The following is a 20,940-nucleotide window of genomic DNA, read 5'->3' on the forward strand; positions in this document are numbered from 1 at the left end:
CAAACACTTTTTTTCTTCATCAATCAACAGGATTTACGCTGAAAGTTGGTCGATATGCGGATGGAGATAACGATTCTTCAATCGTGTCGGTGTGAAGAGTATTTGGTGTTAGCGGAGAAATCTTGGGGACCGCTTTTTTATCATAGGGTTGGCTGCGCAAATAATGCATCGCCTGAGTTACTACGAGGCGACCTTGTAGAACCATCTTGTCTGTCGCAGCGAAAAGCACTTTTTTTCGCAATAATCCACGGTAAACACCATGACTCAGGTAAACGGACACCAGTCCAAGCTGATTGCTCTTGTTCGCATGACGAACCTCGCTGATAGCGGCTTCTATAGCAACAGCGCTGCCTACAATATATTGAGCATTGCCTGAATCAATGACGCGTTGGACTAGATTACGTTGTAACTCTTTATCATTGTCTGCCCAGTAGGACTCAACGATATGAACGTCGCTGCCCTTTAGTGCGGCATAAAGGCCGGCTGCAACCGGCTTAGTTCCACCGCGAGTTCGAGGGCCGAGGAGTAAAGCGACATTGGTTTCTCCTGAACCTTTTGGGTGTTTATTAGCCAAATACTTACCAGCTTCAAACCCCATCCAATACCAATCAACGCCTACCGTTCCTTTGAGCAGATGCGCTTGCTTTTCGTCTAGGTTGAGTTGGTTTACTAGCGCAAAAACGGGCGTCTCACCTACCCAATGATCCAAGTTATGCTGATAAGCGTCAGGATCGACCGTACCGAGAATAATAGCATCTGCTCCCCACTCAACACAGGTTGCGAGCTGCTTTTCTTGTCGAGCTTTGTTTGGGTAACCACCAGATTCTAAGACTCTCAAGCTAACATTGTGCTTTTTTGCTTCCGTCACCATTCCATAGTTAACGGATAACCAATATGAGTCTTTTAAGTGAGGATAAATCGCACAGATTCGCTCTTTGTGGCTTGACTCTTCTGCTACGGCTATCGTCGTGAATACGGGGCCGAGTATAAAAGCACATAGCGTCAATCGCTTAACAAAGGAATGCGCGTATAAAAAGAAGGTATTGATAAGCATAGAGTAAAGTTGATTAACCATTACGGCTGTATACTGGGTAGTATATACCCAAATCGCTGTAATATGTAGAAACTAGAACATCGCTAGTCGACACTGGATTTCAACTTCTAAAGACAGGTAGTATGATAGTCCTTGAACATACATTCAGTTGGATAACGGTGATGTCACCCGAGTTCCAGATCCGAAATGAGTACAGAGGGCCCTAGTTTATGGCTAATATATGCTGGAATGATTTTCGTCAAACGCTGCATCAATTTCCTGAGTTGTCTAATCAAGAGTGTGCAACCGCGCAACGTATCGTTGAGCAATTTTCTCAATTCTCTCCAGATAGGGTGATGACTGGGCTCGGTGGGCATGGTATTGCATTCGTTTATCAAGGCATGAGTCCGGGCCCGACCACATTAATTCGATGTGAGCTTGATGCTTTACCCATCGAAGAAACAAATACTTTCGCTCATCGCTCTGTCCACCAAGGAGTATCACATAAATGTGGGCACGATGGACATATGGCGATTGTATCATCGTTGGGGGAGTTTCTGAGTACGCAGCGACCAGAAAAAGGGCGGGTTGTACTTGCTTTTCAGCCTGCTGAAGAGACTGGTGAAGGGGCAATTAATATGGTGAATGCCCCCGAGTTCTCTGAACTTATGCCTGATTTCGCTTTTGCTCTGCACAATTACCCTAGTTTGCCCTTGGGGCATGTAGCCGTTAAAGCAGGCCCTTTCAATTGCGCTTCTCGTGGACTGGTCATTCGTTTGATGGGCAAAACCTCCCACGCTGCACATCCAGAAAACGGCATCAGCCCTGCTATAGCAATGTGCGATATTATTAAGGAATTGAATGTGTTGCCGGGCACTCTCGATGAGCGGTGCTGGGTCACCGTCATTCATGCCAAATTGGGTGAAGTGGCGTTTGGTACCGCACCTGGAGAGGCGGTGGTGATGGCAACACTGCGAAGCGAAAGTAACGGTGCAATGGAAACCTTGGTTGAAGCTGCAACCGCTTTAGCGAAAGAAAGCGCAGAACGTCATGGTTTGAGTTGGGATCTTGAGTGGCAGGATGTTTTCCAAGCTAGTGTGAATTCAGAGTTAGGCTGTGAACTGGTTGTACAAGCCTGCCAGGATACTAACACGCCTTGCACGATACTCGATGAGCCGATGCGTTGGTCAGAAGATTTTGGGCAGTTTACCGCTGTGGCGAAGCAAGGCGCGATGTTTGTTCTCGGCTCGGGTCAGAATAGCCCGCAGTTACACAACCCGGATTATGATTTTCCTGATGAACTCACTCCGGTAGGGCGAGCAATATTCGCTAGTCTTATTGAAAAGATTAATGGTGTCGTCGATACTTGACTGGCTACTTGGACGATAGAGTTATTGTTAAGAAAGTCGTCAGATTAGTTTTGTTTGTTATACAACTGCATAGTGATAGCGCTGACATAACATTGGGGACGGCACTGCCCGCAACCATTGCATAATTCATTGTTAATTTCTGGAAGTTCGTCGGTTTGAATCGTAATGGCCGATTGAGGACAGGACGCCGCGCATTGCTGGCATTCCATTTGAAGGTAATTGTTACAGTCTTGTGCAAAGTGCGGACGCAAATTAATATCCAATTCTACGCATGCGTTAAGTGCATCGGTGGGACAAGCATCAATACATTCGCCACATAAACTGCACTCATTATAATCCAGATTGAGTTGAGCTAGATGATCAGACAGCTCAATCACGCTATTCGAGCAAGCTTTGACACATTCTCCACAGCCATCACAAAGGCGAATAAACAGCACCTCGTCGACCGCACGAGGTGGACGTGCGACTGAGCGAGGCGTCACTTCCTGCTGTTGCAGATCTTTGACTGGTTGTCTAAATCGACCCAAAAAACCGCGTCGACTGCTGTCTATCTGTTCATTCATCTTGTCATTTATCGCTGGGTATAGAGTTTTTTCTCTGTGACGTTAATGCCGTTTTGTTTAACCACGTTTTGTAGCCAAGTTGACGCGTCGTTTGCGAGATGTTGATAAAACGTATTCGGTGCCTGCTGCTGTAACTGTTCAAGATAGGCATTGGCCCAAGGCATCAAATGCTCACCAATCAATTCAAAAGCGGCGTCTTTGTTGCCCTGTTCCAACAAATAAGCACAGGCTAATAGCATGAGCCCAAACTGATCTTCTGGCTCTCTTTGACCTGAGTCTAAACATAAACCATGTGCCTGAAGAAAGAGTCGATATTGAACATTAGATTCCCCAAATAGCACCTGCTCTTTGTCTAAGTAGACCGATCCCCAAGGTGGGACTGGCATGGTTCCGATCCCTTCGAATAGCACGCTAAAGTCGTGCTCAAGTTGCTCAGGCGCTAAAGAAACTAGAGCGTCAAGTGTGAGCGGGCGAAGGACGTTTTCTTCGGTCAATGCGCTCACAATTTCAATCGATTCTGTTTTGCTTCGTTTTTCGTAAAACAGTGTGCCTAATAATTTTAACGTATGGATAATCATTATCATTTCAATAAATTAGCATTGTCGAATAATAAAATGATTGTTTCATACACGACACAAAATGCATCTAAAAATTGCCGAATTACAACTAAATTTGGTGTTGATTTGATTGGAATCAATAGTGAATTGAGTCGCGATTTTCAAATTGGAGTTTTAACCCTAAAGTGTTATGTGCAAGCAATGTTAAGGCATACAATTATGACAAAGAGCAAACAACAATCGGAGCTATTGAACCTGACTCGTCGTGGTTTCATCAAAGCGAGTTCCTCGGTGGCGAGCGTAGCAGCGTTAGCCAGCGGCATTAGCTTACCATTCAAGTCCAATTCGGTCAGTGCTGCTGAACCTACTCAAAGTGAAGAAAAAGTGATTTGGAGTGCATGTACCGTAAACTGTGGATCTCGCTGCCCACTGCGGATGCATGTACAAAATGGCGAAATCAAATACGTGGAAACCGATAATACTGGTGACGATGTCTTTGGTGACAGTCCACAAGTAAGAGCCTGTCTGCGTGGGCGTTCAATGCGTCGCCGAGTCTATAATCCTGATCGACTAAAATACCCAATGAAGCGAGTAGGTAAACGCGGTGAAGGCAAGTTCAAGCGCATTAGCTGGGATGAAGCGTACGATGAAATCGCAACCACGATGCAGCGTCTTATTAAAGACTATGGTAATGATTCGATCTACCTAAACTACGGTACAGGGACGCTGGGTGGTACAGTGACTAAGTCTTGGCCGCCTGCGTCCACATTGATTGCCCGTATGATGAATTTATGCGGTGGCTACTTAAATCACTATGGAGACTATTCAACCGCACAAATCGCCGAAGGCTTAAGCCACACGTATGGTGGTTGGGCGCTGAATAACTCCTTCTCCGATCTAGCAAACGCGAAGCTGAATATCCAGTTTGGTAATAACCCAGCGGAAACGCGGATGTCGGGTGGTGGTTTGATTCACCATTATGTCGAAAGCAAAAATAAATCCAATGTTCGCACTATCATTATTGATCCTCGTTACACCGACACCGCGGGTGGACGTGAAGATCAATGGATTCCTATTCGTCCATCTACCGACGCTGCGTTGGTCGCGGGTTTGGCACATGTGTTAATCACAGAGGATTATGTAGACCAAGCTTTCTTAGACAAATATTGTGTTGGGTACGATGAAAAAACACTGCCTGCTTCAGCACCTAAAAACAGTGACTATAAGTCTTACATCTTAGGACTTGGCGAAGATGGCGTAGAGAAAACTCCTGCATGGGCATCAAAGATCACTGGTATTCCAGTCGACACGATCATCAAGCTTGGCCGAGAAATGGGCGCGAACAAACCGTGTGCCATTCACCAAGGCTGGGGATTGCAGCGTACGGCAAACGGTGAATTAGCGTCACGTGCAATCGCAATGTTGTCACTGCTCACAGGTTCCGTCGGCGTGTCTGGTGGTTCGACTGGTGCGCGTGAAAGTGATATCAATATTCCGTTCGTGCGCTTTCCCACCGTGCCTAACCCAGTTAAAACCTCGATTTCGATGTTCTTGTGGACAGATGCGATCTATCGCCATCACGAAATGACGGATAAAACTGATGGTGTTCGCGGTGCCGAACGTTTGGCGAATCCAATCAAAATGATTTGGAACTACGCAGGTAACTGTCTGATTAACCAACATGCGCAGATCAACCGCACGCACGAAATCTTACAAGACGATAAAGCGTGTGAAATGATTGTGGTGATCGACAACCACATGACCTCATCAGCGAAATACGCAGACATCATCTTGCCTGATTTGACGACGTCTGAGCAAGAAGATTGGGCAATGGACGGTAAAGCATCTAATGCGCCTTACTTTATCTATGCACAACAAGCTATCGAGCCACAGTTCGAAGCGAAAAGCATTTATGAAATGTGTTCGCAAATCGCCAAACGAATGGGCGTGGGTGAAGCCTTTACTGAGGGCCGCACGCAACATGAGTGGATAGAACACTTGTATGCGGAGACCCGCAAGCTCGATCCGTCACTACCAACCTTTGAAAAAATGAAAGAGTTAGGGATCTATAAGCGTCAGTATCAACGTGATTATGTTGCTTACGAAGATTTCCGCAAAGACCCAGAAGCTAACCCGCTGACAACACCAAGCGGCAAGATAGAAATCTACTCAGAAGAACTGGCTAGACGGGCGCAAGAGTGGACACTTAAAGAAGATGAAGTGATTCACCCATTACCAGTCTATGTTGATTCGTTTGAAGGACACAATGACCCATTGACCGACAAGTATCCATTACAACTGACGGGCTTCCACTTCAAAGCACGTTGTCACTCAACCTACGGCAACGTTGCTTTGCTTAAAGCTGCGGCACGTCAGGAAGTCTGGATTAACCCGATTGATGCGCAAGCCCGAGGCATTAAAAATGGCGATATGGTGAGCATCTTCAACGATCGTGGGGAAGTGCATATTCCTGCCAAAGTCACGCCACGTATATTACCGCATGTTGTCGCATTAGGAGAGGGAGCATGGTATTCCCCAGATGGTCAGAAAATCGATCATGCAGGGTCTATCAATGTATTAACCACGCAGCGTCCGAGCCCACTAGCGAAAGGCAACCCTCAACACACCAACTTGGTGGAAATTAAACTGGCAAATAAGGCATAAGGTAGGTTGGAATGAAACAATATGGCTTTTACATCGATTCAAGTAAATGCACAGGTTGTAAGACTTGCCAGCTTGCTTGTAAAGATTATCGGGACTTGGATGTGAAGCGAAACTATCGCCGTGTGTATGAATACGCAGGCGGTGGTTTTGTGCAAGATGGCGACACATGGATTCAAAATGATGTGTTCTCTTATTATTTATCCATAGCGTGTAATCACTGCGCTGATCCTGCGTGTGTCAAAGTATGCCCGTCGGGTGCGATGCATAAACGCAAAGAAGACGGTCTTGTTGTGGTTGCGGAAGACGTTTGTATCGGTTGTCAGCACTGCGCTAACGCGTGTCCTTATGGTGCGCCTCAGTTCGATAAGGAAAAAGGGCACATGACAAAATGCGACGGTTGTTATCAACGCGTGGCTGAAGGTAAACAGCCGATGTGTGTGGAATCTTGCCCGTTACGTGCATTGGAATTTGGTGAAATCCACGTTCTACGTGAGAAATATGGTTCGACAGCAGACGTTGCACCGTTGCCATCATCACATCTTACGTTCCCAAATATCGTGATTAAATTGAACAAAAATGCCAAACCAACGGGTGATACCAGTGGTTACTTGGCGAACCCTCAGGAGGTGTAAGATGATTTTTCATGAGTATTCCTTAATCTTCTTCACTGTACTGGCGCAAACGGCTGTTGGTGCATATCTGCTCGTGAGTGCGCGGTCTTTGGCACTCGGGTTCGATGACAAGAAAATTAACAGCTATAAAGTGCCGATGTTTGCATTATGGGCAATCATGGGTATTGGCTTTCTGTTTTCTATCACGCATCTGGGTTCTCCTTTACGTGCATTTAACTCGTTTAATCAACTGGGTTCGGCGTGGCTATCCAATGAAGTGTTCTTTGGGGCTGCTTTCTTTGCGGTTGGTGGCTTACAGTGGCTGCTTTCTGTATTGAAAGTGGGCGGAACTGCTATCCAAAAAGCATTGATGGTTGTGGCGATGGTTCTGGGGTGTATCTTTATGTATGCGATGGTTAACGTCTACATGATTAATACTGTCCCTACGTGGTTCAATATTTACACGCCGTTAAGCTTTGTTATGACAATGGCTGTGTGTGGCTTATTGTTATCACAGTTGGTTATTGTTGCTGCAAATGACAGCCGTTTCGCGGTAGATCGTAACATCATCATGTTCGCAGTTGTCGCCGTTGCAATCAGTCTGGCGGTGACAGTGGGTAAAATGAACCTTGTTGGTGATATTCAAAGCTCGATCGTTAAAGCCTCTGATTTGGTTGATGGCCTTGGAAGTTATCTCAGTGTTCAAGTGTTGTTGCTGTTGGCGGGGCTGCTCATTTGGGTGCTTCCAATGATCAACAAAACCGCTGTCAATCCGATTAACTTAACCGTCGCATTGGTACTGATTATCGCTTCGGAGTTAATTGGTCGTGGATTATTTTATAGTTTGCACATGACGTCTGGTTTATAGCCAAGAGCCGTGTCTCGCTAAGACAAATAGCCAGTTCCAATGTTTTGAACAATCCCTCGACGTTGAAATCGAGGGATTTTTTATGAACGGATGGGTTTATTATCAAAGTTCCTCTGCCTTCTTTGGCATGCCTGTGCACTATTTTTGTGCGTCTAGTTAGACCTAGTTATAAGATTCCGCTTCCTTTCTTTCCTCTTTGTGAGCTTAGTCTCAGCATCACGTTATTGATCTTCGTTTTGTCGCAAATGCACAAGTATGTGGCGCAATGCTGCATATGTGTGCATTACTTGAGCGTTATTCTCCGACAGGAAAGCCATACAAAAACACACCAGTTAGTCGCTGTTGGTTTGGTTTAAGTTGTTGTTAAAAAAGATATTCTTTATTTAGCTGAGGATGAGACTTTTTACCACATTAAACTACCATTGTTGATTTGATTGGTCATGGAACCACCAAAACTATAATAAGCCTCAACAAGGAGACGTTATGTCCTACGAAAAATCGAACCGCGCCGTTGTTTACAAAGGCCCGGGCAAAGTTGCTGTCGAGTCTATCCCTTATCCGGAACTGGCGTTGGGCAACCGTAAGTGTGAGCACGGTGTTATTCTGAAAGTACTCACCACAAACATCTGTGGTAGTGATCAGCATATGGTTCGTGGGCGTACGACGGCAGAAGAAGGTCTCGTACTCGGCCACGAAATTACGGGCATTATCTTAGAAAAAGGTCGTGACGTTGAATTTGTTGATGTCGGCGATATTGTTTCGGTGCCATTTAACATTGCTTGTGGTCGTTGTCGTAACTGTAAATCTGGTATGACGGGAATTTGCTTGAATGTAAACCCAGCACGTCCAGGTGCCGCATACGGCTATGTTGACATGGGCGGGTGGGTCGGTGGCCAGTCTGAGTACGTGATGGTGCCATACGCAGACTTTAACCTTCTTAAATTCCCAGACCCAGATCAAGCGAGAGAGAAAATACAAGATTTGACTTTGTTGTCAGATATCTTCCCAACTGGATTTCACGGTTGTGTTACCGCAGGCGTTGGCCCGGGTTCAACAGTATACATTGCGGGAGCTGGTCCCGTTGGTTTGGCTGCAGCAGTATCGGCACAGCTTCTAGGCGCAGCGTGTGTCATCGTTGGTGATATGATTCCAGATCGGTTAGAGCAAGCACGTAGTTTTGGTTGTGAAACGATTGACCTACGTGAAGACGGCAGCATGGAAGACAAGATTGAAGCGATTCTAAATGAGCGAGAAGTCGATTGTTTTGTTGATTGTGTTGGTTTTGAAGCGCACGGCTGTGGGTGTGGCGGACACACGAAAGAGGCACCAGCAACCGTACTAAACTCGGCGATGCAAGTAACACGTGCTGGTGGTTCTATCGGTATCCCTGGCCTTTATGTAACCGACGATCCAGGTGCAGAAGATGAAGCAGCGAAAGTCGGTGCTCTGAGCATGCGCTTTGGTCTTGGCTGGGCTAAATCGCACTCCTTCCACACGGGCCAGTGTCCAGTGATGAAGTACCACCGCGGACTGATGCAATCCATCTTGTTTGATAAAGTGAAAATTGCAGATGCGGTTAATGTTCAAATGATTTCGCTTGATCAAGCGCCGCAAGGTTATGCCGACTTTGATGGTGGTGCAGCGAAGAAATTTGTTATTGATCCGCATGGTGAGTTCAAGTCTTAATTGGAATAAAGTACCCAAATGGCCACGTAATACTGGTCATTTGGGTATAGCCGCAAAATGCTTGCTTCAATTCGCCATTTGAGTATATTTACCCGTCTAATAGAAGCACTTACTTAGGTAACCAATGGATCTTGCGAGTAGACTCGAGTTGTTGCTAGAAGTTTCACAACAGGGCTCTTTTGCTCAAGCAGCGGATAAGCGTGGTATTGACCGCTCTGTACTTTCTAAGCAGATTAGAAAGCTTGAAGAATCGTTGGGTGTTAGATTATTGAATCGCTCAACTCGTTCCTTATCACTGACGCCTGCGGGAGAGGAGATCGTCAAGCAAGCTCAGCACGTAAGAGATGCGTTAGACAAAACTCGTCAGTTGGCTGATACTTTCAGCGATACGCCCCGAGGTAACCTTAAAATCTCCTGCACAACACTTTTTGGAAGAAGGTATCTTAAAGATTGTGCTGTTAATTTTCTTAAAAAATACCCGCAAGTTACGGTAGAAATAGTTCTGGAAGGCCGAAACGTCGATTTGATTGGTGAGCGCTATGACGTTGCATTTAGGATTGGCAGTCCGAAGGATTCTAATTTAGTCGCAAAAAAACTTGCAAATCATCAGTTACTACTACTCGCATCAAAAGAGTTTGTTGCTAATTACGGTTATCCAGAAACGCCTGAAGATCTCGCTGCATTACCAGCGGTGATTTATTCGAATAGTTCTTATCAAATGAACAAAGTCCGGCTATCACCGATTCATGATAATGAGGATAGGGATGAAGAGACCGTTACGATTACAGCGAAAGGACGTTATCACGTTAACGAAGTTGAACTATTAATGCATGGAGCGCAATCTGGGTTGGGCTATGCTATTGTCGGTCAACTTATGCTCACCAAAAGTATTGATGAAATGGGCTTAATCAGGTTATTGCCTGATTACAAAATTGCTTACTCCGGTGGTCTATATGCGCTCTATCCACATCGCAATCCCCCACCATTAGTCAAGTTGTTTATTGAAACTGTAGAGCAAACTATTGGCAGTCCAGCTATTTGGGAAAGCTATACGACATAAAATGTTGATGAGTATTTTTTAAGCGGTGGGTATAGGGGCGATCCATTCCCCCCAGATTTATTCCTTAAAATGCAGATATCTTAGTCGTTAGATCTCATTGCATCAAAGTGGTAATCGACATTCAGAATTGCTCGATATTGAATATCGTCACGAGCATAAGCAACTTCTTCAATCACAACGTTGCTATCGTCAATATTGACATCATGAACATTCGTATAGGTAAATAGGCCCAGCTTGGCTCTTAGCTCTGAACTCGACATATTTTGTAGTGATTCTGATAGATTAAAGCCCGCATCTAACGCTTGCTCTTTACTCTGGAATGTACCTAAGTCCACATTTTTTTGCTCTGTAAGTGTGATGTTTGAAGCAAATGCAGACGAAGTCATAATGATGCTTGCAGTCAATAAAGCTAACTTTTTCATAGTAAAACCTTTCTTTCTCTATTTAATTATATCTAGATAGGTGTCTATCTCGTTTTGTTGTGATTATTATGGTTTTTTATGCTGGTTAGATAAAGATAAGAAACAGAATTTCACTATGGGCGATTTGGCACCAATCACCCATAGTGCATAAAGAAAGACAGGCGTTAGAGTGGCTATTCGGGCATGTACTATCTATCTCAGCGCATCAAATTGTAGGCAGATAGGTTTTGAAGACACGTTTAGTGAGTTTAATGATGAGCTCGTAAGGGATGGTGTTTATGTGCCTGGCAACCCGCTCAATGGGCAAGTTTTCACCCCAAAACTCGACAGCATCACCGACTTTATCCTGAGCCTCCGGACCTAAGTCTACGGTAATCATATCCATAGAAACCCGACCAGCAATCGGAACCGTTCTCCCATTAATATAAACAGGCGTTCCCTCGGGGGCACTTCTGGGGAAACCGTCACCATAGCCCATCGCGATAACACCGATATAAGTATCTCGCTGTGACGTCCATGCTTCACTATATCCGACGGGTTGGTTTGCCTTATGTTTACGAACCGCTATTAGTTTTGATTTCAGCGTCATGGCAGGCTGCAAACCGTGTTGTTGGCCTGTCTCATTTTCGTTAGGGCAGATGCCGTAGAGTGAGATGCCTGTCCTTACATAATCCAAGTGCGAGTCTGGCCAATACAAAAGACCTGCTGAATTTGCCAACGTTTTGGGACCAGAGTATTTCTCGGTTTGGGTAAGAAATAGATCTATCTGTTTAGGGGTTGAATTAGATGAAAGATCATCCGCATTACTAAAGTGGCTCATAAAACCCACTGGCCCTAATATTTTTCCTGTTGCGTCTAGCTTCGCCACATAGTTTTGAAGCTCTTCTGGCTGAATGCCGATTCGGTGCATACCGGTATCGATCTTTAACCAAACGGCAATCCCTTTGCTAATCTCTGCGTGCTTGAGATCGTCAAGTTGTTCTTCACAATGAATGACAGTATGGAAGCCTTCACGAGCAGCTAGTTCAAGGTCCGACTTACAAAAGCAGCCTTCAAGCAGCAAAATGGGTTGTTGGATGCCTACGTTTTTCAGTTCAAGTGCTTCGTCGATTCGAGCAACCGCAAACATATCCGCTTGAGGGAGTGACTGCGCTGTTTTAACGGCATTGTGGCCGTAAGCATCCCCCTTTATAACAGCAATTACGGATTTATCATTAGACTTGCTTTTAAGTACATCGTAATTCTTGCTTAGAGCATTTAAATTAATCACTGCTTCTGCCGTGATCATAGAATCCTTTCTAGAGTGCTCACAAAGCGGAGATTGACTCGTAAACTGTTGCAAATTTTCCATATTTAGTTTTCCAGATATATGTGTGCTTATTCCCTTCAGCAATATATATACCATATGGAATTTAATAACGGCACTGGATATTTTGCGATGAATTACTTCCAAATATGGTTTAATCTTTTGTTTTGGATTTCGTAGGTTTGGTCAGGAATACTTTCTTATTTTTGCGAATTTATATTCTAAATATTTTTCTTTTTATAGAATTTTAATCTTCTTTGTTTTTTTTGAACTTGGGCGTTGTTACCTGTTTTTCTTCACAGGCATTAGATTTTCGTTAATATTTTGCACTAAAATGGGGTGTTTTGATTTAAAGTTGTGCAATAAAGGTCGTTGAAATCACTTTTTGATCAAAGTGAGACGAAAACTGGCTAATAAATTTGGTTGAAGTGTAAATGGTGATAATCACTATATAGATGGTTTTTTTTGAAGCAAATGACCAATCTGTCGGCGTGAGCGTGTTTTTGTTAAGGTTTGTAATTACCGATACGGTAACACAATCTATCGAATGTCCTATTTTAGATTTGTTATAAATATTGTAATCCCTGTATTTATTGGACTATTTGACTTTTTTGTCTTATGGCTGATCTGTCGAGTTTTTTAGTTGATTTTAAAGCCTGATGGGCTCAAATTTCGCAAATATAAAGTAATTTTGATTATTCTTTCCATAAAGTGCTAACAAGTTGTCACGAATTTTGCACTGTAATTTAATGTGACGCTAATATTAATAGCTGGATATACATTTAAGGAGTAAAAGCAAGATGGAACTGAGACAGCCATATTTATTATTTTTAGGGGATGCCGCAGACGCTTTAGCAGCAAAAGTTGCGCAAGGTATACAGGCATGGCGTCCCGAATACTGCGTTGGTCAATTGCGCCTTGAAGGTTGTAATGCCGATGTGGGCCTTGATGATTTGAATGTCGCACAAGCGGTCGAAGCAGGTGCTAAAACGTTAGTTATCGGTGTTGCTAACCGAGGTGGTGTTATTTCTGAGAAGTGGGTTTCCGTGCTTATTGAAGCACTAGAATTAGGAATGGATATCGCCGCTGGGTTACATAATAAGCTGAATGACATCCCTGAACTGGTAGAGTGCGCGAACCAACACGGTCGTCGACTTTTTGATGTGCGATATCCAACACAGGTTTATCCTGTCGCTAACGGTGTCAAACGTTCTGGTAAACGATTACTGACCGTTGGAACGGACTGTTCTGTGGGTAAAATGTATACGTCTCTTGCGATAGAAAAAGAAATGAAAGCGCGCGGGATGGACGTCGATTTTCGTGCAACGGGCCAGACCGGAATTTTAATTACTGGGACGGGGGTTAGCGCGGACTGTGTTGTAGCTGACTTTATTGCTGGGGCAATCGAAACCATTACACCAGAAAACGATCCGCAGCATTGGGATGTAGTTGAAGGCCAAGGTTCTCTTTTTCACGCCTCGTTTGCGGGTGTTACCACGGGTTTGATTCATGGCGCCCAAGCCGATGCGCTAGTTTTATGTCACGAGCCAACCCGTACTCATATGCGCGGCTTACCAAGCTATCCATTGCCCGATCTTAAAACATGTATCGACGCCAATATTGCAACAGCTAAGCTCACCAACCCGAGCGTTCAGTTTGTTGGGGTATCTATAAATACATCTGGCTTAGGCGAAAATGAAGCGATGGAATACATGGATAAAGTCGAGTCAGAGCTCGGTTTACCTGTGGTCGATCCTTTCCGTCAAGGTGTGGCGCGTATTGTCGATAAATTAACGGAGATATAATGAAGGTTAATCTCTATACCAAAAGTTGGCCTATTCGCGGAAGTTTTACGATTTCCCGAGGCAGTAAAACTCACGCTGAGACGATTATCGTGGAAATTGAGCATCATGGCGTTAAAGGACGAGGTGAGTGCGTTCCCTATGGTCGATATGGTGAATCAATAAATAGTGTTTTAGAACAGATTCAAGGTGTAGTGACAGCAATCGAAGTGGGTATAAGCCGGGAGGCTTTACAGTCTTTACTCCCTTCTGGTGCGGCACGGAATGCGGTGGATTGTGCTCTATGGGACCTAGATTGCAAACTAAGTGGTGAATCCATCTGGAACAAAACCGGTTTGGACCCCCAAACCTTAACGACGGCGTATACGCTTTCCCTAGACACGCCAGAAAGCATGGAAAAAGCCGCCATAAAACACTCGCATCGACCACTGCTTAAGTTGAAGTTAGGTGGTCCGGAAGATTTGGCGCGAGTACAGGCAGTGCGTCGTGGCGCTCCCAATTCAGAGATTATTCTGGATGCCAATGAGGCGTGGACGGTCGAGACTTATCAGCGGTTAATTCCAGAGCTTTTGACGCTAAACGTCTCTATGATTGAACAGCCTTTCCATGCAGATGAACACCATGTACTTGATGGATTAGAACGGCCAATTACCATTTGTGCCGATGAATCGTGCCATGATCAAGCAAGCCTTAAACATGTTATTGGTCGATACGACATGATTAACATCAAGCTCGATAAAACCGGTGGTTTGACAGAAGCTTTGGCGCTTAAAGCGAAGGCCGAAGCGGCGGGGTTACGTGTTATGGTCGGCTGTATGGTGGCATCGTCATTGAGCATGGCTCCCGCATTTGTTGTGGCTCAAGGGGCCGAGGTTGTGGATTTAGATGGCCCGCTATTGCTGAGTGAAGACATTGAGCACGGCTTTGAATTTGACAACAATTCTATGCTGCCTTTCCGCAGTGAATTGTGGGGATAGGGGAACGACAATGGAACGTATCGTATATCTCAATGGAGACTATATTGTTGAAAGTGAAGCGAAAGTTTCAGTATTCGATAGAGGGTTTCTTTTCGCCGATGCAGTGTATGAAGTCACTGCGGTATTAGATGGCAAACAAATCGACCTTGAAGGTCACCTCGCTCGTTTAGAGCGTTCTTCTAAGGAACTTGGAATAAAGATGCCAGTCACTTCTGAAGAGCTTATTCATATTCAGCGAGAACTGATTGCGAGAAATGGCTTAGTAGAAGGCGGTATTTATCTTCAGTTAACGCGCGGTGACGAAGGTGACCGAGATTTTTCATACAGTGAAGCGATTGAGCCTACCTTGGTTCTATTTACTCAGTCTCGCAATCTGATCAACAGTCCTAAAACTCAAACGGGCATCAAAGTCATTTCGTTTGAAGACATTCGCTGGGGCAGACGTGATATTAAGACCACCAGTTTGCTGCCTGCGTGCATGGCGAAACATGCTGCACACGCTGCGGGTGCCGAGGATGTTTGGCTAATTGAAGATGGCTACGTGACGGAAGGTGGCTCTAGTAATGCTTATATTGTGACTCAAGATGATGTGTTAGTGACCCGTCCTCTGAGCAACGATATTTTGCACGGCATTACGCGTGCATCCTTGATGAAACTAGCCGAAGAGTTGAATTTGTCTATCGAAGAGCGTTACTTCACCATTAATGAAGCTTATCAAGCGAAAGAGGCATTTATTAGCTCTGCCACTACGTTTGTCTGGCCAGTGGTCAGAATTGATGATAAGCCTATTGGAGAAGGGGCTCCTGGCCCAATAGCACTAAACTTACGCGAGATTTACATCAAAACGGCAAGAGAGTTAGCGGTGTAGAGTTCGAATGAAAGGTTAACCATTAAATGGTCACTGTTTTGCGCAGTGACCGTTTTTTTTTGCTCTCTGCAATCCATCGAGATGATGTTTATGAAGAGTAGGCGAGCTTACCTGCTACGTAGGTTGCGTGCACATTTCGCTCATCACCCAGCATCATAAGTGCGAAAAGCTGGTCTTCTAAGTTTTGTGAATACTGTTGACGCAATACTTGCAAATCCGATACAGCCCAATCTAAAACGACAAAATCGGCTTCTTTCCCTGCTTCAAAGTTACCGACTTTATCATCAATGCTGAGTGCGCTCGCGCCACCCAGTGTTGCGAGATACAACCCTTTAAAGACCGAGAGCTTTTTACCTTGCAACTGCATCACTTTATAGGCTTCATTGAGAGTCTGCAGTTGAGAAAAGCTGGTGCCAGCTCCGACATCCGTTCCCAGACCGACGCGTATATCTCGCTTCTCTGCTTCATTAAGGTTGAATAACCCACTACCAAGAAATAGGTTGGAGGTAGGGCAGAATGAAAGGGCGGAATTTGTGCGTTCGACGGCATGCCATTCGCGATCGCTGAGATGAACGCCATGTGCGAAGACAGAGCGCTCACCCGTTAATCCATAATGCTCATACACGTCAAAGTAATCTTTGCGTTCAGGATAAAGCGCCGCAACGTACTCGATTTCATTTTTATTTTCAGACAAATGTGTGTGCACATACACATCAGGGTATTCCGCTTTGAGTTTACCTGCTGCGGCTAATTGCTCTGGTGAGGATGTGGGTGCGAATCGAGGCGTAATGGCGTATTGTAATCTTGCTTGATTATGCCATTTTTCTATCAATGCTTTACTCTCGCAATACCCTGATTCTGGCGTGTCACATAAATCATCGGGCGCATTACGATCCATCAACACTTTACCGGCTATGAGACGCATATTTTTCTTTAATGCCTCTTTAAACAACGCGCCTACGGATTGTGGATGGACGGTGCCAAAGACCATCGCGCTGGTGGTTCCGTTCTTCAATAACTCATTGATAAAGAATTGGGAGATAAACTGAGCGTGAGTTTCGTCTTCAAACTGTTTTTCAGTCGGAAAAGTGTAGGTTTCTAGCCATTCCAGTAGTTGCTCCCCATATGACGCGATCATTTGAGTTTGAGGATAATGGATATGAGTATCTATAAAACCCGGCACAATAAGTTTACCTCGATAGTCGATGATGTCTGAATATTGATGTGCGTCAGTCTCGTTGTACTCACTGATTGATTTGACTAATCCATCTTTGACAACGAGCAAACCATCAGCAAAGTATTGGTATGCGTCGGATGGATCGGAAAGCTTCGCAGGATCGTCAAAAAAGTGCAGCAGGCTTGCACGTATAACTGCATCACCTGTTGAGGTGTTTGGCAAGGTCTGTTTGTCGGGATGCGTTACATCACCGATCGAGTCGTTGTTCATAAGTCACTCCATTGAATATGTTTGATACCCATGGTTTTTGACTTATCCGAGTAAGCCCTTGTCAATAGAGTGTATACCCATACACGATATATGAGCATATGTAACAACCGAAAACCATTAAAAGCAGATTAATTATAGCCAGAATCGTGCCAGTTATCTGCAAAGGCCACCAAGCTAAGTTTAAAGCTTCTTTTCCAATGTATCAGAGCGGAAGGTGTCAGATTGTCGTTGCATTGTAAGCGGGCTTAAAGCGTTCGTTGTGGCCAGAATGGTGAGCTAGACATCGATATTGGATCCATATGGTGCAAACTTCGTCCAATATTTCGATATATCGCCTATGAGTTAGACGCTGAGCTTGAGCAAATATTGGGTAGTGAAAAATACCAGATGATGAAATAACTACTAAAGATCTTCTAGTCACGAATTTTTAGTGATTTGTGCCACAATAAATCGTGCAATTGTTACATAGTGTAAAGCTCATCGTTGGGTCACGTGCTGCCTTGTTTTGGTGCATTTTTAGTTTTTATTTCAATGAGTTTAAACAATGAAACTCCTGATTATAAAGATGAAAATTTAACATAAGGTCGATAATTACTAATTAATTCAGTGTGATAAAAGTATCATTATTGAGAATAATTCAACAAATTTGAAACAAAATAGCTATAAATACCTTGAGGCATGGTTATTGCTCTTATACAAATGCTCAACGCGGTGTGCTAGCCAAAAACATAAAAACAGCTAGTGCTTCCGATAAAAATAAATCTCCTTATTACTCTGGAGTTCGCTATGTCAGTTTCAATGAATAAGTTCGGCGGTTCGTCGAACAAGGAAGTAAGCCGAATTGGCTTTTTGCTGCTCGATAATTTTACAATGCTTGCGCTCTCATCGGCTGTTGATCCGATGCGTATGGCAAATCAACTTACCGGAAAAGAGCTGTACGATTGGTACATCATTTCAGAAGACGGAGAAGATGTAACGGCAAGCGACGGAATTACCGTTAAACCAGATTGCTCAATGGCGGATGCGCCACAACTCGACACACTTATTGTGGTCGGTGGGGTAAACATTACTCGCAGTTACACGCGCAGACAAATTTCCTGGTTGCAGTCTTTAGCACGTAAACACATTCGCTTAGGTGGTGTGTGTACGGGCGCTTATGTACTGGCTGAAGCTGGGTTGCTAAATGGTTACCAGTGCTGTGTGCACTGGGAGTGTTTGGCGACGCTTCAAGAACGCCATCCTCGAGTAAACTGTCTCAACCACTTGTTTGTCATCGACCGTGATCGCATGACTTGCAGCGGTGGATCTGTTCCGATGGACATGATGATTACGATGATCCAAAAAGATTACGGCCGTGAGCTGAGTTCAAGTATTTCTGAAATGTTCATTTGCGACAATATTCGCGGTGAAAATGATACTCAACGCATTCCACTCAAACACACCATTGGTACTGCTCAGCCTAAATTGGTTGAGGCGATTATTTTGATGGAAGCGAATATTGAAGAAACCATAGAGTTGGATGAATTGGCGCTATACGTTGGACTATCGCGTCGCCAATTAGAACGCCTGTTCCAAAAATACTTACATTGTTCACCATCGAAATACTACCTCAAGTTGAGACTGAATCGTGCGAGACAATTGTTGAGACAAACATCGATGTCTATCATTGAAATAGCGACAGCATGTGGCTTTGTCTCTTCACCTCACTTTAGTAAATGTTACCGTGTACACATCGGTATTTCTCCAAAGGCGGAACGATTGGGTACGCATTCCGCTACCGTGACGAATGTAAATGTGACTCCACCATCGATGGAATTAGACAGTGTGGTTGATTTGATGCAATTTGATACACCGCTTCGATCTGCGAAGGTGTTATTTGAGGCTCAGCATGAGCGACCTATGGCTCGGTTTCAATATAAGTCCGCGTGAGCAAAGACGACGCCACCCTCAGTAGGGTGCGTTTTTGTATGTTTATTTTATCGCTTATCGTTTGTTTATTTTGTCGCGAATAGTTACGTAAAAGGGATTTGGAATGCCGTTTTTAGAACACTTTTGATCGACCTTAATACTTATTCTGGAGGCTAACGAGGAAAGGGAAGAATAGGTATCAAAATGAACGCAACGGACTTGCATGATGATTCAATCGTGATTGACGGCTTGGTTATCGCTAAGTGGGATCGTGAACTGTTTGAAGATATGCGCAAAGGTGGCATTACTGCTGCAAACTGTACGGTTTCGGTTTGGGAAGGCTTTCAGAATACGGTGAATAACATCGTTGAGATGAACAACCTTTTAGAACAAAACAACGACCTGGTGATGAAGGTTCGCACTACAGATGATATCCGTAAAGCGAAACAGCAGGGTAAAACTGGCATCATGATGGGTTTCCAAAACGCCCATGCATTTGAAGATCAACTTGGCTATGTTCAAGTGTTCAAAGACCTTGGCGTTGGTGTTGTTCAAATGTGTTACAACACACAGAACTTGGTTGGTACTGGCTGTTACGAGCGCGATGGCGGTTTGTCTGGCTTTGGTCATGAAATCGTTGCCGAAATGAATAAAGTCGGCATCATGTGTGACTTATCCCATGTTGGCGCAAAAACGTCTAAAGAAGTCATCCTAGCTTCTGAAAAACCAGTTTGTTACTCACACTGCTTACCAAGTGGCTTGAAAGATCACCCTCGCAACAAATCAGATGAAGACATTAAATTTATTGCAGACCATGGCGGCTTTGTTGGCGTAACCATGTTTGCACCATTCCTGAAAAACGGCATCCATTCAACCATTGACGATTACGTAGAAGCGATTGCCTACATCTTCGATCTCGTTGGAGAAGATCAAATTGGTATCGGTACTGATTTCACTCAGGGTCATGGCCAGCCGTTCTTTGAGTGGTTAACGCATGATAAAGGTTACGCACGCCGCCTGACTAACTTTGGTGAAATCATTAACCCTGAAGGTATCCGTAAACTAGGCGATTTCCCTAACTTGACAGAAGCGTTATTAAGACATGGCTTTAGTGAGACTCAAGTTCGAAAAATTATGGGTGAAAACTGGCTTCGCGTACTCGGTGAAGTCTGGGGCGAATAACAGCTGTTCAATATAAAGAACGCTTCAATATAAATATAACGATATAAAAAGTTAATTGTATAAAAGGAAGAATACGATATGAGTACACACGCACCTGAAATGCCAATCTTGGTTGATGACGAAACAGGGGTATGGACAACGGATGCCTTACCAATGTTGTATGTTCCGCGTCACTTCTTCGTTAATAACCACATGGGAATTGAAGAAGAGATCGGTGCTGAACGTTACGCAGACATTCTGTACAAAGCGGGCTACAAATCAGCTTACTACTGGTGTGAAAAGGAAGCAGAAGAACACGGTCTTAGTGGTGATGCTGTCTTTGAACATTACATGAAGCGCTTATCTCAGCGCGGCTGGGGTTTCTTTGTCACTGAGCACCTAGATATTGAAAAAGGTGAAGCTCGAGTACGTCTGGAAAACTCTTGTTTTGTTTACCAGTACGGAAAAGTGAACCGCAAAGTCGATTACATGTTTACTGGCTGGTTCGCTGGCGCAATCGACCAAATTGCTGAAAGTCTTGGACTGTCAGTTAAAACCAAAGCAGTGCAAACGCAAAGCGGTGCTGAGGAAGGGTGCGATTACGGCGTGTTTGAAGTCACACCAATCGATTAAGCAC

At 44.4% G+C, this 20,940-nt stretch carries 18 protein-coding genes; 12 read left to right on the plus strand and 6 right to left on the minus strand.

What is annotated here, in order from left to right; translation table 11 throughout:
• Nucleotides 1–19 precede the first annotated feature (19 nt).
• Nucleotides 20–1,054: a TMAO reductase system periplasmic protein TorT gene (gene torT, locus SU60_RS04495; RefSeq protein WP_041154674.1), complete on the minus strand. Its 1,035-nt coding sequence runs from the start codon at nt 1,052–1,054 to the stop codon at nt 20–22.
• Between the two features lie 209 nt (nt 1,055–1,263).
• Here torT and SU60_RS04500 point away from each other — a divergent pair, with 209 nt between their 5' ends.
• Nucleotides 1,264–2,403 (plus strand): amidohydrolase, encoded by a 1,140-nt coding sequence (locus SU60_RS04500; protein WP_041154520.1) that lies wholly within the window; start codon nt 1,264–1,266, stop codon nt 2,401–2,403.
• 44 nt (nt 2,404–2,447) lie between these two features.
• On the opposite strand, the gene napF is transcribed toward SU60_RS04500, so the two are convergent.
• Together napF and SU60_RS04510 are read right to left on the minus strand one after the other, a co-directional pair.
• A complete protein-coding gene (gene napF, locus SU60_RS04505; RefSeq protein ID WP_041154521.1) occupies nt 2,448–2,966 on the minus strand; it encodes a ferredoxin-type protein NapF in 519 nt (172 codons plus the stop codon).
• Nucleotides 2,967–2,974: 8 nt separating this feature from the next.
• Nucleotides 2,975–3,544: a molecular chaperone TorD family protein gene (locus tag SU60_RS04510; RefSeq protein WP_041154522.1), complete on the minus strand. Its 570-nt coding sequence runs from the start codon at nt 3,542–3,544 to the stop codon at nt 2,975–2,977.
• Nucleotides 3,545–3,742: 198 nt separating this feature from the next.
• Here SU60_RS04510 and SU60_RS04515 point away from each other — a divergent pair, with 198 nt between their 5' ends.
• From SU60_RS04515 to SU60_RS04535, 5 genes are all read left to right on the plus strand, one after another.
• Nucleotides 3,743–6,187, plus strand: coding sequence for a DmsA/YnfE/YnfF family dimethyl sulfoxide reductase (locus tag SU60_RS04515; protein ID WP_041154523.1), 2,445 nt, complete (start codon nt 3,743–3,745; stop codon nt 6,185–6,187).
• Nucleotides 6,188–6,198: 11 nt separating this feature from the next.
• Nucleotides 6,199–6,819, plus strand: a complete 621-nt coding sequence (locus SU60_RS04520; RefSeq protein ID WP_041154524.1) for a DMSO/selenate family reductase complex B subunit — start codon at nt 6,199–6,201, stop codon at nt 6,817–6,819.
• A gap of 1 nt (nt 6,820) precedes the next feature.
• Nucleotides 6,821–7,666 (plus strand): dimethyl sulfoxide reductase anchor subunit family protein, encoded by an 846-nt coding sequence (locus SU60_RS04525; protein WP_041154525.1) that lies wholly within the window; start codon nt 6,821–6,823, stop codon nt 7,664–7,666.
• Nucleotides 7,667–8,149: 483 nt separating this feature from the next.
• A complete protein-coding gene (gene fdhA / locus SU60_RS04530) occupies nt 8,150–9,352 on the plus strand; it encodes a formaldehyde dehydrogenase, glutathione-independent (RefSeq protein WP_041154526.1) in 1,203 nt (400 codons plus the stop codon).
• A 124-nt stretch (nt 9,353–9,476) separates the two neighbouring features.
• Nucleotides 9,477–10,412 carry a LysR family transcriptional regulator gene (locus SU60_RS04535; RefSeq protein ID WP_041154527.1) on the plus strand — a complete coding sequence of 312 codons (936 nt, stop codon included), beginning with the start codon at nt 9,477–9,479 and terminating at the stop codon, nt 10,410–10,412.
• 80 nt (nt 10,413–10,492) lie between these two features.
• Here the strand turns inward: SU60_RS04535 and SU60_RS04540 are convergent, their stop codons facing one another.
• Entirely contained in the window at nt 10,493–10,834 is a 342-nt protein-coding gene (locus tag SU60_RS04540) for a DUF3316 domain-containing protein (RefSeq protein WP_041154528.1), read from the minus strand.
• Between the two features lie 205 nt (nt 10,835–11,039).
• Nucleotides 11,040–12,122 (minus strand): alanine racemase, encoded by a 1,083-nt coding sequence (gene alr / locus SU60_RS04545; protein ID WP_041154529.1) that lies wholly within the window; start codon nt 12,120–12,122, stop codon nt 11,040–11,042.
• Nucleotides 12,123–12,940: 818 nt separating this feature from the next.
• On the opposite strand from alr, the gene dgcN reads away from it, so the two are divergent.
• Genes dgcN through SU60_RS04560 form a run of 3 tightly spaced genes read left to right on the plus strand, consistent with a single transcriptional unit; the run spans nt 12,941 to nt 15,787 of the window.
• Nucleotides 12,941–13,945 (plus strand): N-acetyltransferase DgcN, encoded by a 1,005-nt coding sequence (dgcN, locus tag SU60_RS04550; protein ID WP_041154530.1) that lies wholly within the window; start codon nt 12,941–12,943, stop codon nt 13,943–13,945.
• On the plus strand, nt 13,945–14,919 hold the full coding sequence (dgcA, locus tag SU60_RS04555; RefSeq protein ID WP_209419667.1) for an N-acetyl-D-Glu racemase DgcA: 975 nt from the start codon (nt 13,945–13,947) through the stop codon (nt 14,917–14,919). The genes dgcN and dgcA overlap by 1 nt, the downstream gene beginning before the upstream one ends.
• A 10-nt stretch (nt 14,920–14,929) precedes the next feature.
• Complete coding sequence (locus tag SU60_RS04560) at nt 14,930–15,787, plus strand: D-amino-acid transaminase (protein ID WP_041154532.1); 858 nt, start codon at nt 14,930–14,932, stop codon at nt 15,785–15,787.
• An 88-nt stretch (nt 15,788–15,875) separates the two neighbouring features.
• Here SU60_RS04560 and guaD read toward each other — a convergent pair whose 3' ends face one another.
• Nucleotides 15,876–17,234 carry a guanine deaminase gene (gene guaD, locus SU60_RS04565; RefSeq protein ID WP_041154533.1) on the minus strand — a complete coding sequence of 453 codons (1,359 nt, stop codon included), beginning with the start codon at nt 17,232–17,234 and terminating at the stop codon, nt 15,876–15,878.
• A 786-nt stretch (nt 17,235–18,020) separates the two neighbouring features.
• Here guaD and gbdR point away from each other — a divergent pair.
• From gbdR to SU60_RS04580, 3 genes are all read left to right on the plus strand, one after another.
• Entirely contained in the window at nt 18,021–19,163 is a 1,143-nt protein-coding gene (gbdR, locus tag SU60_RS04570; RefSeq protein WP_084735605.1) for a choline metabolism transcriptional regulator GbdR, read from the plus strand.
• Nucleotides 19,164–19,346: 183 nt separating this feature from the next.
• Nucleotides 19,347–20,324: a dipeptidase gene (locus tag SU60_RS04575; RefSeq protein WP_041154534.1), complete on the plus strand. Its 978-nt coding sequence runs from the start codon at nt 19,347–19,349 to the stop codon at nt 20,322–20,324.
• Nucleotides 20,325–20,402: 78 nt separating this feature from the next.
• Nucleotides 20,403–20,936, plus strand: a complete 534-nt coding sequence (locus SU60_RS04580) for a DUF5943 domain-containing protein (RefSeq protein WP_041154535.1) — start codon at nt 20,403–20,405, stop codon at nt 20,934–20,936.
• Nucleotides 20,937–20,940 lie beyond the last annotated feature (4 nt).

This window comes from Vibrio mytili (assembly GCF_000830505.1).
GTDB lineage: Bacteria > Pseudomonadota > Gammaproteobacteria > Enterobacterales > Vibrionaceae > Vibrio > Vibrio mytili.